The sequence below is a fragment of the Pseudoxanthomonas sp. LjRoot206 genome (assembly GCF_056175725.1).
On record NZ_JBGFFI010000003.1, the window covers coordinates 552,880 to 567,121 of the forward strand.

The 14,242-nt window shown below is 68.1% G+C and carries 17 protein-coding genes; 7 read left to right on the forward strand and 10 right to left on the reverse strand.

Going from position 1 to position 14,242, the window contains the following annotated elements; translation table 11 throughout:
* The first annotated feature begins 25 nt into the window (after positions 1-25).
* From AC04MD_RS11825 to AC04MD_RS11845, 5 genes are all read left to right on the forward strand, one after another.
* The gene (locus tag AC04MD_RS11825) at positions 26-1,591 is read left to right on the forward strand and encodes a family 43 glycosylhydrolase (protein ID WP_475497698.1); all 1,566 of its coding nucleotides are present in this window, start codon (positions 26-28) and stop codon (positions 1,589-1,591) included.
* A 50-nt stretch (positions 1,592-1,641) separates the two neighbouring features.
* On the forward strand, positions 1,642-2,697 hold the full coding sequence (locus AC04MD_RS11830; RefSeq protein WP_475497459.1) for a LacI family DNA-binding transcriptional regulator: 1,056 nt from the start codon (positions 1,642-1,644) through the stop codon (positions 2,695-2,697).
* Positions 2,698-2,837: 140 nt separating this feature from the next.
* Positions 2,838-3,686, forward strand: coding sequence for a 5-dehydro-4-deoxy-D-glucuronate isomerase (gene kduI, locus AC04MD_RS11835; RefSeq protein ID WP_475497460.1), 849 nt, complete (start codon positions 2,838-2,840; stop codon positions 3,684-3,686).
* Positions 3,687-3,724: 38 nt separating this feature from the next.
* Positions 3,725-4,483, forward strand: coding sequence for a 2-dehydro-3-deoxy-D-gluconate 5-dehydrogenase KduD (kduD, locus tag AC04MD_RS11840; RefSeq protein ID WP_475497461.1), 759 nt, complete (start codon positions 3,725-3,727; stop codon positions 4,481-4,483).
* Positions 4,484-4,567: 84 nt separating this feature from the next.
* Positions 4,568-5,695 (forward strand): cupin domain-containing protein, encoded by a 1,128-nt coding sequence (locus AC04MD_RS11845; protein ID WP_475497462.1) that lies wholly within the window; start codon positions 4,568-4,570, stop codon positions 5,693-5,695.
* 60 nt (positions 5,696-5,755) lie between these two features.
* Here AC04MD_RS11845 and AC04MD_RS11850 read toward each other — a convergent pair whose 3' ends face one another.
* The 6 genes from AC04MD_RS11850 to AC04MD_RS11875 all read right to left on the reverse strand — a co-directional run bounded on the left by AC04MD_RS11850 (position 5,756) and on the right by AC04MD_RS11875 (position 8,863).
* A complete protein-coding gene (locus tag AC04MD_RS11850) occupies positions 5,756-6,223 on the reverse strand; it encodes a hypothetical protein (RefSeq protein ID WP_475497463.1) in 468 nt (155 codons plus the stop codon).
* Positions 6,224-6,263: 40 nt separating this feature from the next.
* Complete coding sequence (locus tag AC04MD_RS11855; RefSeq protein ID WP_475497464.1) at positions 6,264-6,986, reverse strand: HAD family hydrolase; 723 nt, start codon at positions 6,984-6,986, stop codon at positions 6,264-6,266.
* Positions 6,987-7,109: 123 nt separating this feature from the next.
* Positions 7,110-7,397, reverse strand: a complete 288-nt coding sequence (locus AC04MD_RS11860) for a hypothetical protein (protein ID WP_475497465.1) — start codon at positions 7,395-7,397, stop codon at positions 7,110-7,112.
* Positions 7,398-7,442: 45 nt separating this feature from the next.
* A complete protein-coding gene (locus AC04MD_RS11865) occupies positions 7,443-7,694 on the reverse strand; it encodes a hypothetical protein (protein ID WP_475497466.1) in 252 nt (83 codons plus the stop codon).
* Between the two features lie 193 nt (positions 7,695-7,887).
* Positions 7,888-8,262, reverse strand: coding sequence for an EF-hand domain-containing protein (locus tag AC04MD_RS11870; RefSeq protein ID WP_475497467.1), 375 nt, complete (start codon positions 8,260-8,262; stop codon positions 7,888-7,890).
* A gap of 205 nt (positions 8,263-8,467) precedes the next feature.
* Positions 8,468-8,863 carry a hypothetical protein gene (locus tag AC04MD_RS11875; protein WP_475497468.1) on the reverse strand — a complete coding sequence of 132 codons (396 nt, stop codon included), beginning with the start codon at positions 8,861-8,863 and terminating at the stop codon, positions 8,468-8,470.
* Positions 8,864-9,033: 170 nt separating this feature from the next.
* On the opposite strand from AC04MD_RS11875, the gene AC04MD_RS11880 reads away from it, so the two are divergent.
* Positions 9,034-9,669 carry a Rossmann-fold NAD(P)-binding domain-containing protein gene (locus AC04MD_RS11880; protein ID WP_475497469.1) on the forward strand — a complete coding sequence of 212 codons (636 nt, stop codon included), beginning with the start codon at positions 9,034-9,036 and terminating at the stop codon, positions 9,667-9,669.
* A 9-nt stretch (positions 9,670-9,678) separates the two neighbouring features.
* Here the strand turns inward: AC04MD_RS11880 and AC04MD_RS11885 are convergent, their stop codons facing one another.
* The 3 genes from AC04MD_RS11885 to AC04MD_RS11895 all read right to left on the reverse strand — a co-directional run bounded on the left by AC04MD_RS11885 (position 9,679) and on the right by AC04MD_RS11895 (position 11,574).
* The gene (locus tag AC04MD_RS11885) at positions 9,679-10,128 is read right to left on the reverse strand and encodes a DUF4920 domain-containing protein (protein WP_475497470.1); all 450 of its coding nucleotides are present in this window, start codon (positions 10,126-10,128) and stop codon (positions 9,679-9,681) included.
* A 49-nt stretch (positions 10,129-10,177) separates the two neighbouring features.
* On the reverse strand, positions 10,178-10,684 hold the full coding sequence (locus AC04MD_RS11890) for a hypothetical protein (protein WP_475497471.1): 507 nt from the start codon (positions 10,682-10,684) through the stop codon (positions 10,178-10,180).
* A gap of 104 nt (positions 10,685-10,788) precedes the next feature.
* Positions 10,789-11,574 (reverse strand): lytic transglycosylase domain-containing protein, encoded by a 786-nt coding sequence (locus AC04MD_RS11895; protein WP_475497472.1) that lies wholly within the window; start codon positions 11,572-11,574, stop codon positions 10,789-10,791.
* Positions 11,575-11,727: 153 nt separating this feature from the next.
* Between AC04MD_RS11895 and ppa the strand changes: the two genes are divergently transcribed.
* Positions 11,728-12,282, forward strand: a complete 555-nt coding sequence (gene ppa, locus AC04MD_RS11900) for an inorganic diphosphatase (protein ID WP_162337113.1) — start codon at positions 11,728-11,730, stop codon at positions 12,280-12,282.
* Between the two features lie 65 nt (positions 12,283-12,347).
* On the opposite strand, the gene AC04MD_RS11905 is transcribed toward ppa, so the two are convergent.
* Positions 12,348-14,198 carry a sulfotransferase gene (locus tag AC04MD_RS11905; protein WP_475497473.1) on the reverse strand — a complete coding sequence of 617 codons (1,851 nt, stop codon included), beginning with the start codon at positions 14,196-14,198 and terminating at the stop codon, positions 12,348-12,350.
* Between the last annotated feature and the right edge of the window lie 44 nt (positions 14,199-14,242).

Genomic DNA, 14,242 nt, shown 5'->3' on the forward strand with positions numbered 1-14,242 from the left:
GAGCATGCGCATGAGCTCGCGGATGATGATGTGGTGCCTGCTGGCGTCTCCTGTGCTGCAGGCTGCGGATGCAGGCGAACCGGCCTGGAGGCGCGGCATCGAACACCAGCGCCAGGCGGACCTGGGCAACGGCACCTTCCTCAATCCGGTGCTCGCCGGCGATCGCCCCGATCCTTCCGTGCTGAAGGACGGTGACGACTACTACCTGACGCTGTCGTCCTTCACCGCCTATCCCGGCCTGCCCGTGTGGCACTCGCGCGACCTGATCAACTGGCAGCCGGTCGGCCACGCCATCACGAAGAACGTGGGTTCGATCTGGGCGCCCGACCTGGTCAAGCACCACGGTCGCTACTACATCTACTTCCCGGCCCGCGTGGGCGGAACGGAATCGCCACGCCGCAGCAATTTCGTGGTCTGGGCCGACGACATCCGCGGCCCGTGGAGCGAGCCCATCGACATCGGCCTGCCCGGGCACATCGACCCCGGCCATGCGGTCGGCGAAGACGGCAAGCGCTACCTGTTCCTCAGTGCCGGCGACTACGTGCAACTGGCCGATGACGGTCTGAGTACGGTCGGCGAGGTGAAACACGTCTACGACGGCTGGCGCTATCCCGAATCCTGGGACGTGGAAGGCTATGCGCAGGAAGGTCCGAAGATCACCTTCCGCAACGGCTGGTACTACATGATCACCGCCGTGGGCGGCACCGCCGGGCCGCCGACCGGGCACATGGTGATCGCCGCGCGCTCGCGTTCGATCCACGGGCCATGGCAGAACGCACCCAACAATCCGGTGGTGCGCACGACCTCGCGCGAGCAGTACTGGTGGTCGCGCGGCCACGCCACGCTGGTCGAGGACGCGGCAGGCCAGTGGTGGATGATTTACCACGGCTACGAGCGCGACTTCTGGACCCTGGGCCGTCAGGCGCTGCTCGACCCGATCGAATGGACCGAGGACGGATGGTTCGTCGCCAAGGGCGGCGACCTGAACCAACCGCTGCGCAAGCCGGCCGGCGAGGCGCTGTCGCCGCACGGCATGGCGCTGTCGGACGACTTCCGCAGCGGCAAGCTCGGACCGCAATGGGCGTTCTACGATCCGTCACCGGGCGAAGCCGCGCGACTGGGCTTCGGCGACGGCGTGATGACGCTGCAAGGCAAGGGCACCTCGCCCCGCGACAGTTCGCCGCTGGGCGTCATCGCCGGCGACCTGGCCTACCAGTTCGAGGTGGAGATGGAGGTCGAACCCGGCGCGCAGGGCGGCGCGGTGCTGTTCTACAACGACCGCCTGTACGCGGGCGTGGGCAGCAACGGTGAGCAGTTCGTCATGCACCGCTACGGGCTTGAACGCCCGGGCAAGCTGGCACCCAGCGCCAGGGGCGGCACCCTGTGGCTGCGGGTCAAGCACGACCGCCACATCGTGACGATCCACACCAGCACCGACGGCAAGGCCTGGACCAAGTACCCGGTCCAGATGGAAGTCTCCGGCTACCACCACAACGTGGCCGGCGGCTTCCTGGCCCTGAAGCCGTCGCTGTACGCCGCCGGCCAGGGCAAGGTGCATTTCCGTAATTTCCGGTATCGCGCGCTGGACTGACCCCCAGCCGCTAGAATCCTTCCGACAGACGAACGGACCCGCCCTGCCCCATGCCCGCGCGCAAGAAGCCCGAAGCCCCCGCTGCCCTGCCCACCGGCGGCAAGGCCGCGACCATCAACGACATCGCGCGGCTGTCCGGTGTCTCGAAGAAGACGGTCTCGCGCATCATCAACCACTCGCCGCTGGTCCGTAAGGACACCCGCGAGAAGGTCGAGGCGTTGATGCGGGACGTGGGCTACGTGCCCGACCCGATGGCCCGCGGTCTGGCGTTCCGCCGCTCGTTCCTGATCGGCATGGTCTACGACAACCCGACCGCGCAGTACATCGTCAACATGCAGTACGGCGCGCTGGATGCGCTGCGCGATTCGGGCTTCGAACTGGTCGTGCACCCCTGCGACAGCCGCAGCCCCGGCTACATCGATGGCGTGCGCCGCTTCGTGCAGCAGCAGAAGCTGCACGGGGTGATGCTGGTGCCGCGCGCGTCGGAAGACCAGGCGCTGGCCGACATGCTGGCCGAGATCGGCTGCCGCTACACGCGCATCGCGTCGGTCTCGATGGACGAGCCCGCGCGCATGGTGGTCACGCACGACCGCGACGGTGCGGCGGAAGCCGCCGAATACCTGCTGTCGCTCGGCCACACCGATATCGCCCTGATCACCGGCCCTGCCGCGTACCGGTCGTCGATCGAACGCACCGACGGCTTCGTGCAGGCGCTCGCCAGGCGCGGGCTGGAGCTGCCGAAGTCGCGCATCATCGAAGCCGGCTATACGTTCGAGTCCGGCGTGGTCGCCGCCGAGAAGCTGCTGTCCGGCAAGAATCGCCCCACCGCCATCTTCACCGGCAACGACGAGATGGCGGCCGGCGTCTACAAGGTCGCCATGCGCGCCGGCATCAGCATCCCCCGCCAGCTGTCGGTGGTCGGGTTCGACGACAGCCCGCTCGCCTCGCGGCTGTGGCCCTCGCTGACCTCGGTCCGCCGCAACACCCGCGACACCGGCCGTACCGCCGCCGCGATGCTGATCCAGCCGGAAGGCACGCCGATGCTGGCCGCCGCCAGCATCCGCCCGCACCTGGTCATCCGCGACTCCTCGCAGCCCCCCGAGTAAACCTCGCTCCCGTCGCGTCCTGTGGCTGTCCCGCTGCCGCACCGCAAAATGACACCGGTTACCAAAGCCTTTAGAATCGCCGCCACGCCCTTCCCCGACGCCCCGTACCCCCGGCGTCCGCCCAAGACGGAGTTCCGCCCATGTTCTGCAAGACCTACCACGCCACCCATCCGGACATGATGGACGGCGCCAGCAACGACCAGCTGCGCGACCGCTACCTGATCGGCAACCTGTTCGTCGCCGAGACGGTCCAGCTGAACTACTCGCACAACGAGCGCTTCGTGATCGGCGGCGCGGCGCCCGTGTCGAAGAAGGTCGACCTGCCGCGCCAGACCGAACCGGCCTCGGCCGCCGGCAAGCCGTTCCTGGAACGCCGCGAGCTGGGCGTGATCAACGTCGGCGGCGGCGCCGGCAAGGTCACTGTCGACGACACGACCTACGCGCTGGGCCCGAAGGATGGCCTGTACGTGGCGATGGGCAGTGCCGACGTGGCGTTCGAATCCGACGATGCCGCGAACCCCGCCAAGTTCTACCTGACGTCGACGCCGGCGCATGCGCGCTTCGAGACCAAGCAGCTGTCGATCAAGGATGCGGTGGCGCTGGAGCGCGGCGCGCTGGAGACCAGCAACGAGCGCACGATCTACCAGTTCATCGTGCCGGCCACCTGCCAGTCCTCGCAGCTGCTGCTGGGCCTGACCGTGCTCAAGACCGGCAGCGTGTGGAACACGATGCCGCCGCACCTGCACGACCGCCGCAGCGAGGTCTATTTCTACTTCGACCTGGCCGACAACGACCGCATCTACCACTTCATGGGCGAGCCGGAAGCGCAGCGCCACATCGTCGTGCAAAACGACGAAGCCGTGGTGTCGCCGCCGTGGTCGATCCACATGGGATCCGGCACCAGCAACTACGCCTTTATCTGGGCGATGGGTGGCGAGAACCTGGACTACACCGACATGCACGTGCTGGACATCTGCCAGCTCAAGTAAGCAATCGCCGCGCCACCCAACATCCGAGGTAATCCACGATGGCAAGCAATCCTTTCAGTCTCGAAGGCAAGATCGCGCTGGTCACCGGCGCCAACACCGGCCTGGGCCAGGGCATCGCCGTGGCGTTGGCCGAAGCCGGCGCCGACATCGCTGCTGCCGGCATCGTCGAAGCGGCGGAGACAGGCGACAAGGTGCGTGCCCTGGGTCGTCGTTTCCTCAATCTGGAAGCTAACCTGATCAGCATCGATCCGGTGGAACGCCTGGTGAAGGAAACCGTCGAGGGCCTCGGCGGCCTGGATATCCTGGTCAACAACGCCGGCCTGATCCGCCGCGCCGATGCCGTGGACTTCAGCGAGAAGGACTGGGACGACGTGATGAACGTCAACATCAAGTCCGCGTTCTTCATGTCGCAGGCCGCAGGGCGCCACTTCATCGCGCAGGGCCGCGGCAAGATCATCAACATCGCCTCGATGCTGTCCTTCCAGGGCGGCATCCGCGTACCGTCGTACACCGCCAGCAAGTCGGGCATCGCCGGCATCACCCGCCTGCTCGCCAACGAATGGGGCGCGAAGGGCGTGAACATCAACGCCATCGCGCCCGGCTACATGGCCACCGACAACACGGCGCAGCTGCGTGCGGATGAAGACCGCAACAAGGCGATCCTGGACCGTATCCCCGCCGGGCGCTGGGGCGAGCCGTCGGACCTGGGTGGCACGGCCGTGTTCCTGTCCTCGCGTGCGTCCGACTACGTCAACGGCGCCGTCATCCCAGTCGACGGTGGCTGGCTGGCACGCTGAGGTCCGTTCCTTGCTCCAGTGACACGGGCCGCGCTCCTCACCGACGCGGCCCGTCTCGTTTCCGCCTTCCCACACGGTGTCGCCATGATCCGTCCGCTTTTTGCGTCGCTCCTCCTGCTCGCCCTGCTGCCCGCTCCCGCTCACGCCGCGCCGCCACGGCAGGTCTTCATCGCCGGCGACTCCACCGCCAGCCACTACGGGCCGGAACGCGCACCGCGTGAAGGCTGGGGCCAGCAGCTGCAGGGTTTCCTCGACGAGAAGATCTACGTCGTTCGCAATCATGCGCAGAGCGGGCGGAGCTCGCGCAGCTTCGTCACCGAAGGCTGGTTCGACAGCATGGCGAAGGCGATGCGCGCCGGCGACGTGCTGTTGATCCAGTTCGGCCACAACGACGAGAAGATCGAGGACCCGACCCGTTACAACGAACCGCAGCGCGCGTTTCCGGAGTGGCTGATGCGCTACGTCGCGTTGGCGCGCGACAAGGGCGCCACGCCGATCCTGGTGACGCCGGTGGCGCGCCGCAAGTTCGACCGCGGCCAGTTGCTCGACACCCATGGCCTGTATGCGCAGGCGGTGCGCGAGCTGGCGCAGCGCGAACAGCTGGGTCTGATCGACCTGACCGCCCTGAGCATGGACTGGCTGCGCGCCGCCGGCGACGAGGCGAGCAAGGCCTACTTCATGCATGTGCCGGCCCAGGACCAGCAGGACGACACCCACTTCCAGCAGCGCGGCGCGGTGATGGTGGCCTGCCTGGTGGTGGCGGGCTGGAAACAGGTCGATCCGTCGCTTGCCGCGCATGTGACGCGCGACACCGATTGCGGCGCGCCCGCGTCAGCGCTGGCCGATCGCAAGGTACAGGCGCATCCGTCGCTCGTCGTGCACGGACGCGACATCGCCATCGACCAGCCCGGCCCGCATGGTGGCGCGGGAACCACCACCGCCCATCCGTTCTTCAAGGACGCGCCCGCGCTGGGCTTCGAGTTCCGCAAGCGCATACTGCAGCGGGGCGCCGGCATCGGACTGCATCAGCACCACAAGGACGAGATCTACTACGTGCTCAGCGGGCGCGGCGTCTACGAACTGGACGGCAAGGTGCAGGACGTGCGTGCCGGCGACGCGATGCTGACCCGGCCCGGCAGCACGCATGCGATCCGCCAGGACGGCGAGGACGATCTGGTGCTGTTGATCATGTACGGGAAGAAGCAGGAGTGAGCGGGGAGAAGTGAGGAGTGAGCGAAAGCCTGCTGTTACTCACTCCTCACTTCTCTTCACTCACTTCTCGCTCCTAGGAGCGGGACGGTCCCAGCGCCGGTACGTTGCATCGAGCGCGCTACGCAGGCGCCGGTACTGCGCGCTGCCCGGTTCCGCCTGCAGGCGACCGGCGACCGCCTTCCATCCGCCCTCATGGTCGCGCGACCATTCGCGCACGACCGCGCGGCACGGCTGCCCGACGATCTGCGCCAGCGCGCAGGCCATGAAGATGTCGCCGGCGGTCCAGTCGGGCTGCAGCTGCATCGCTTCCACGTAGGCACGCGGCACGGCGTAGTAGCGCGCCATCTCGTCGGCGAATGCGGCGGGATAACGACTGGCGTATTCGTTGATGTCCGCCAGATGGCGATCCACCGAAGCATCGCCGCTCGCCGGTACGTACGCCGGCGCGCTCTCCTGGGCGGATACGGGCACGGCACTCGCCAAGACGAGGCCGGACAGCAGGACAGCGATGGGCAATAGCCGTTTCATGCGCTGATTGTGCCCCAGCATCGCCGGCCTGCGATGGCCATCAAGCGCCGGAAGTGGCTTCGATCCTGGCCAACGCCGCCGCGAGCTCACCGGCGTTGTCCACCACATGCAGGCGCGGCGCATCGGCGGCGACGCCATGCTCCGCCTCCAGCGCCCAGGTCACGTGGTAGGGCATGTGGATGCCCCAGCCACCGAGCGCGAGCACCGGCTCGATGTCCGAGCGCAGCGAATTGCCCACCATCGCGAATGCCGACGGTGCGACATCCAGCTCGCGCAGCACGCGCGAATAGGTCGCCTCGTCCTTCTCCGACACCACCTCGATGCGGTGGAACAGCTCGGTCAGACCGGATTGCGCGATCTTGGCTTCCTGATGGAACAGGTCGCCCTTGGTGATCAGGACGATCTCGTGGTCGGCTGCGATCCGCTCGACCGCCTCGCGAATGCCCGGCAGCAGTTCCACCGGATGCTGCAGCGTGGCGCGGCCGATCTCGATCACGCGATGCAGGTCGCGTGCGCTGATGCGCTCGCCGGTCACCTGGATGGCGGTCTCCAGCATCGACAGGGTCATGCCCTTCACCCCGTAGCCGAAGATCTTCAGGTTGCGCCGCTCGACGTCCAGCAGGTGCTGGTGCGTGCGCGCATCGGCGAGATCGACGTACGCGCCGAGGATCGCTTCGAAATCCGCTTCCGCCTGCCGGTAGTAGTCCTCGCTCTTCCACAGCGTGTCGTCGCCGTCGAAACCGACCCATTGGATGCGCGCCATCGGAAGCCTGCCCTGCCACTGTACGAAGGCCGCGAAGGATAACAGTCGGACGATCCCACACAGAAAACGGCCGCCCCGAAGGGCGGCCGCGTGCGGATGACCACGATGGAGCGGGGTCGTCGATCAGCCGCCGGAGCTGGGCGGCGGCGCGCTGCCATCGGTCGGCGGCGGCGTGGTTTCCGGCGCGTTCGGATTGGCTGGCGGCGGCACGGCCGAATCGGTCGGCGGCGCGGCCGGATCGGTCGGAGCCGGCGGCGTCATCCCGTCGGTCGGCGGCGGCGTGGTTTCCACCGGCTCCGGCGCGCTCGGCGGCGGGGTGTCTTCGGGCTTCGGACCGCAGGCCGTCATCAGGCCTGCGCTCAGCAGCGCCAAGCCCAGGCCCATCGTCAGTCGGTGAGTGGAATGCTTCATGGTGTGTTTCCTCCATGCGTTCGTTCGTGGGAGAGCGCGATACCGTCAGGGCGTGCCCTGCGTATGCACCGCATATTCTTCGGGTGTCAGCCGTCCATCCGCATCCTTGTCGAGCGTGCCGAACACCTGCGCCAGCGGCGGATCGACTGCGGCCTCGTCCTTGCTGATCGCACCATCCGCGTTCTGGTCGAGTTCCTCGAACGGACGCGGCGCGGTCGTCGGTTTCGCCGTCGACGCGGGCGCCTCCGCACGCTCGGCGGCGTCCTGCGCTTGGGTCTGCGCGTAGGCCAACGGCATGCAGGCGATCAACGCGACGGTAGCGATTGCCAGACCCGGTCGACGGCGTGTTGCCGTCTTCTCACTCGTACTCATGCGTCCCTCCAGTGGCGGTGGTGCTCCGGAAAAAGAAAGGGCGGCGCAGAAGGCCGCCCTGGGTCAGGGCGACGCCGGCACCTCGTCGTGCACGGCGTCGCCCTCATGGCGGCGCTGCTTACTTCTGCTGGTCGCCGTAGTTCTTGCTCACGAACGCCTTGTATTCGTCGGCGGTCAGCGAACCGTCGGCATTGGCGTCGGCCTGGTCGAACACCTGGCTCAAACCGGGATTGGCAGCGGCCTCTTCCTTGCTGATGTTGCCGTCGGCATTGGTGTCGACGTCAGCCCAGCCCTGCTTGGCCTGGGTACCGGCCGCCGCGTCGCTGCTCTGCGTCGGCGTGGTCGCCGAACCCGTGGCCTGCTCGGCGCTTTGCTCGGTCGGCTGCGCCTGGGCGGCGTCCTCGGTCTTCTCCTGCGCGAATGCCAGCGGCATGGCCAGCGCGGCGCTCAGGGCGACCAGGGCGATCAGCGGCTTGCGGTTGTTATTCGTCATGTCAGTGCTCCGTTCTGTAGGGAGTGCGTCCGATTGCGCACGGCCCCACCTTGCCGCCCTGCATCTGAATGAAATTTGCGGCGCGACATGAACGTGCACGCCTGCTTAACCACGCCGTCTGCGCTATCGACTAAACCGGTGTTAGGCACTCGTGAGAGCGGCGTCAGGGGCGCGTCGAATACGTGACGTTGCGCCGGGTTTCCCGTTACGCATCCGTTTTTTCGGTGCCGTTCGCCGCAGGATCGTCGGTGGTTTTTTTGCTGAACCATTGCCAACCCAGCACGACACCGGTCAACGCACCCGCGATCTCCAGCACGACGCGCGAGCCGAGACCGTCGGGATCGTGGATGCCTTGCAGGGCGATGCGTGCGTAGAGCGGCGATTCAAGCCTGGCGATGCCGAGGTAAAACATGTTCCAGGCATCCACGCCGGCACCGATGATCACCGCCGACACGCAGGCCCAGCCGATCGCATGGCCCGTCGACCAGCGCGACCGCAGACTCAGCCAGTTCCAGAACAGGAAGCACAGCAGGCCCACGAGCAAGGCGATCAGGCCTGCTTCCAATGCACCCAGCACACCGTAATGGAGCGGCAGGTTCATCGACGGTCACCGCGCGCAACAGCACGGATGACGCGGAAGTTCTCGTAATGGCGCATGCAGGTTCCCCGGTCGTCGGGCTTCGCCCGCCGCGGAAGGGTAACCGATGAGGTCCGCAGGCCAGCGCAGGGACTGGCAAGATGGCGAGGTCTCCTCATCGCCCTCGCATCCCCATGAAGCGTCTGTTGCTGGCCGGCGCGACCGGCCTCGTCGGCGAAGCCGCGCTGCGTCGCGCGCTCGACGCGCCACAGGTAGCACAGGTCGTGGCGCCGACCCGGCGGCCGTTGCCCGCGCATCCGAAGCTGCTGAACCCCGTCGTCGACTTCGACGCGCTGCCCGGCGATGCCGACTGGTGGCGGGTGGACGCCGTGGCCTGCGCACTGGGCACGACGATCCGTGATGCCGGCTCCCGGGAGGCGTTCCGCCGCGTCGACCACGACTATCCGCTGGCGATCGCCCGCCACTCGCATGCCCACGGCGCTGCGGCGTTCGCCCTGGTTTCGGCGATGGGCGCCGACGCCGGTTCGCGCGTCTTCTATTCGCGTACCAAGGGCGAGGTCGAAGACGCCTTGGCCGGGATCGGCTTCGCGTCGTTGACGTTGCTGCGTCCGGGACTGCTGGGCGGAGAGCGCAAGCAGCATCGCGGCGGAGAGCGCTTGGCGTTACGCGTGTTTGGAGTGCTGGACGGCGTGCTGCCGCAGCGTTATCGCATCGTGCCGGCGGAGCGCGTCGCCGATGCCTTGCTGCAGGCGGCCTTGGACGCACCGCCGGGGCGGCACGTCATTCCTTCTGAGCGCCTGCTCGGCTGACGGCGCCGGTCAGGCGCCGGGGTCGTCGGCCTGCACCTGCACACCGTCGGCGACAATGCGGTATTCCACGGGCGGTACCGCGGCGCCGGAGGTTTCCTGCGCGGTATGCCGCTGCGCCGCCGGCGACAGTTCGACGCGCGACAGCACGCCGTGCACCTGCGCGGGACCGCGCACGTCCTTGGGCACATAGAAGTCGTGGTCGCCCAGCAGCACGCGCGCGCCGTGCCCTTCGTCCTCGAGCATCACCCAGCAGCCCTTCTTCTGGCAGACGTCGACGACGCGGCCGCTGAACACCTTCGCCTGTCCAACATGCGCGGCAGGATCGGCCAGCGCGGTGGCCAGCGGCACCGGCGTGCCGTCCTTCGGCAGGTCGGCGCCGAACTTCTCCCACTGGGCCGTTCCCGAGGCCAAGGCAGCGCCTGCGAAGAACATCATTCCGGTGATCGCCCAACGTCGCATGCGCGTGTCCTCGAATGGAGTCATCGCGATGATACGTCGGCGGGCGCCGCTACTGCAGCAGCCCGTGCGGCAGCACCTGCAGGCGATGGATGCCTGCGGTCGTCACGACCGCCGCGGTCGCACGCTCCAGCCGTGCGTCGTCCGGATCATCGATCACCACCAGCACCTCGCCCGCTTCGATCTCACGCTGGTAGTCGCGGCGCACTTCGCTGGGCACGGCCGAGCCGGCGAGCGAGGCCGCCCACATGCCGACGCAGCCCCCGATCACCACGCAGACCGCCACGCCTGCCCAATGGATGCCGACGGCCGGCACCAGCATGGCGAGAAGTCCCAATACCAGGCCCAGTCCGGCACCGCCCACCAGGCCGCGCAAGGCGGCGGGCTTGAAATCGGTCGGCGCGGCTTCCTTCTCGTCGTCGGGGACCTGCTCCACTTCGATCTCCGATCGGCCGACCAGCGCGGCGTGGGCGGGATCGATGCCGGCCGCGATGGCCTGGTGCAGCGCCGCTTCGGCGACGGCGACGGAGGGAGCGCTGAATACACGACGGTTCTTCATGGCGGTCTCCTGCCCGGCGCGGAACGACCGGGCCATGAGGACACGCTAGGCGCGTACCCGCACACATCGGGTGAAGACGGAAGAATGCCCCGGCAACCGGTCCGCTACAGCGCCGGCCGCTCCGGCGCCTGCTTGCGTCCCAGCGCGCGCAGGTAAAGCTCGTACAGGGCGGTGACCTTGGAGACGTATTCCTGCGTTTCCGCGTAGGGCGGCACGCCGCCGTAGCGCGTCACCGTGCCGATGCCGGCGTTGTAGGCGGCGGCGACCAGGGTCAGGTCGCCCTTGTAGCGCTTCATCAGCAGGCGCAGGTGGCGTGCGCCGGCATTGATCGATTCGGTGGAGGAGAACGGGTCCGCCACGCCGTACTCCTTGGCCACGTCCGGCATCAGCTGCATCACGCCCATCGCGCCCTTGGGCGACACGGCCTTGGCATCGAAGTCGCTTTCGGCATGCGCCACCGCGCGCAACCAGGCGTCGTCGACACCGGTCTGGCGCGCGGCCGCCTTGAACTCGGCGGGATAGCGGTCCAGGCGCGGCTTGCCGACGCGGCCCAAGCCGGGATGCGCGGGTTCGCCCGGCGGGGTCTGCACGGTGAACTTCAGGTAGGGCGTGGAGCCCGGCAGGTTGCGGGTGGAATACACCGTCTGGCCGTCCTGCTCGCGCTCGTACAGCGTGCCGCTGAAGACGCCCATCGAGCCCCACAGGTTGGGCGTGCTGACGGCGTTGTCGTCGATCTCCTTGGCCACGCACTTCGAGCCCGGCTCGGGCGCCGTAGCCAGGCTGACCGTCCCGCCCTGCACGCAGCGGTACACAGTGCGCGCAGCCGCGTCGGTGCTGGCAAGGGCCAGCACCGTCAGCAGCAGGCCAGCGGCAGAGCGAGGGAGGAGCATGGGCGGCGGATTCTAGGCCCGGACCCTGCAGTTCAACCTGAACCATGCAGCCCCGGCCGACGGTCGGCCAGTGCGCCGAAGGTCCTGCTGCGCCGCAGCAGCCAACCGCGTAAAATGCCGGCCCTCAATCACCGTACCCCCTCGGAGCATTCAATGGGCCTGGATCTGGTCAGCGCCGGCAAGAACCCGCCGGACGAAATCAACGTCATCATCGAGATCCCCAAGGACGCCGAGCCGGTGAAGTACGAGGTGGACAAGGCCAGCGGCGCGATCTTCGTCGACCGCATCCTCTCCACCCCCATGCGCTACCCCTGCAACTACGGCTATGTCCCGCACACCCTGTGCGGCGACGGCGACCCGGCCGACGTGCTGGTCGTGCTGCCGCTGCCGCTGATTCCCGGTTCGGTGATCCGCTGCCGCCCGGTCGGTGTGCTGCGCATGAGCGACGAAGCCGGCAGCGACGAGAAGCTGCTGGCCGTGCCGGTGGACAAGGTGTTCGCCGGTTACAGCCACATCAGCGACATCGACCAGGTCAGCCCGCACTGGCTGGAGCGCATCGGCCACTTCTTCGAGCACTACAAGGACCTGGAGAAGGGCAAGTGGGTCAAGCTCGACGGCTGGGGCAACGCCGCCGAAGCCAAGGCCGTGCTGGTCGACGCGATCGCCCGCCAGGCCGCCCAGCCGGATGACGAGAAGCACAAGTTCTGAGCCCCGGCGCGGCAACGCGCTCGTGGACGGGAAGGCCGCCCTGGGCGGCCTTCTTTTTTGCACCATCAGACTCCGGCGGCGCGCGCCGCGCGCTCGATCGTGGCGCTCCACTGCAGCAGGCGCGGCTCGATCGCCGCCGCATGCCGCCGCCACTTGTCCGGGTCGGGCCTGGACAACGTGTAGCGCGACAGCGGCAGCTGCGCGCCGAGCTCGCGGTCCCAGGACCAGCCGGCGAAGTCGCTCAGACGCAGTGCTTCCCGCTGCGGATCCTGCAGGAAGCGCCCGTAGTCGACCGCGATCCAGTCCTCCGCCGGCAAGGCATCCAGGTCGTCCAGCATCAGGCGCGTCGCGGTCTCCCACTGCCGCGCCACGATCTCGCCCAGCTCCTGTCCGTTCAATGCCTGCCAGCCGGGTGTCAGCAGGAAGGACCACATCGGGCCTTCCCAACCCGGCAGGTTGTACATGCGGAAGCGGCCGGACTGCCAGCCATCGATCATGCTGCCCCAGACCTGCCGCGGATCGCGGTGCAGGTAGATGAACTTCGCATCCGGGAACACCGCCTTCAGGAACGGAATGCGCAGCGCGTTCTTCGGTGTCTTCTCCAGCATGCGCACGGCCGCTCCCACCCCCGGCGCATTGCCGTCGCGGTCGCGCAGCGCATCGAGGAAACGGGCGTGCAGCGCCTCCACCACCTGCGGCGTCGCGTCGTCACGCCCCAGCTGGTTGGAATGGAATTGCCGGCGCGACGGCGCCAGGCCGTCCACGCCTTCGATCAGTTGGTGGCTTTCGTCACCGATCGTGTAGACGCCGGGCGCTCCCGTCAGCGTCTCGAACAGCAGCGTGGAGCCTGACCGCGGCGGACTGACGATGAAGATCGGCTGCGCGAAGGCGGGCGACTGCGTTGCGACGCGCGCTTCCTGCCTGCCCTGCTCGCCGGCCGGGCGGGCGCCATGCGGATCGCGCTTCGCCGAGGCATCGGCGTCGACCATCAGCGCCATGCTGAAGATGTGCGCCTTCAACACCGGCAACAGGCCCAGGCCGTTCTGCAGGCGGACCTGCGCCACGCCCGCCTGTGCGAGCGCGGCCTGCACGTCCTTCAGCAAGGCACGGAACGACGGCAGGCCTGACGGCCGGTCGCCGTGGCAAGCCCAGACACCATGCCAGTGGCGCGCGAAACGCGTCAGCACCGCGTGGATGGCGGGCAGTTGCGGGCTCCGCTCGGCTTCGCCCATCAGGAAGCCGATGCACTCCCGCAGTTCCCATGGCGTCATCACCTCGGAGGCATTGAACGACTCGTAATCGAGCGTCGCCCGATGCGCGACGGCCGGATCGATCCGCCGCGGCGCCCATCCCGGCTCGCGACGTTCCGGCGTCCTGCCCTGCTCCAGCAGGCTCCAGAAGCCGATGCCGCCGACCGTGTCGGCCACCAGGTGGATGCGCGTCTCGTCGCCCTGGTTGAGCACCCGGTGGTGGCGCCAGGTATCGAAGATCCAGCATTCGCCGGCGGCCATGTTCGTTTCGTGGCCACCGCACTGGAAGCGCACCGACGGCGTGGTGACGATGGGCACGTGCACGCGCATGTGCTCGCGCCAGTAGTAGTTGATGTCCACGTGCCCGACGACCTCGGACTGGCCGGACAGCCGCATCAGGCGCGAGCGTCCCCACGTGGCGCCCAGCGCCTCCAGCACCTGCATGAGGTAGGGCAACCGCTCCAGCCACGGCGTCGGCCGCATCGCGCCGGTCACCTGGTCGCTGTCGGGATCGCCATCGGTGGTGATCAGCGGCAGCGCGCTGTTGCCGGGAATGCCGCCGGGATGCGAGCGCCAGCTGGCCTCGTCGATGGCCGAGATCTCGCGCGCGAGCGCGTCGGCATCGAAGCTCAGCGGCAACTGAATGAAGGGCGCGGGGAGTTTCATCGGCGACGAGGGTCCGCCCGGATCGGGCCGCGCCGATGATATCA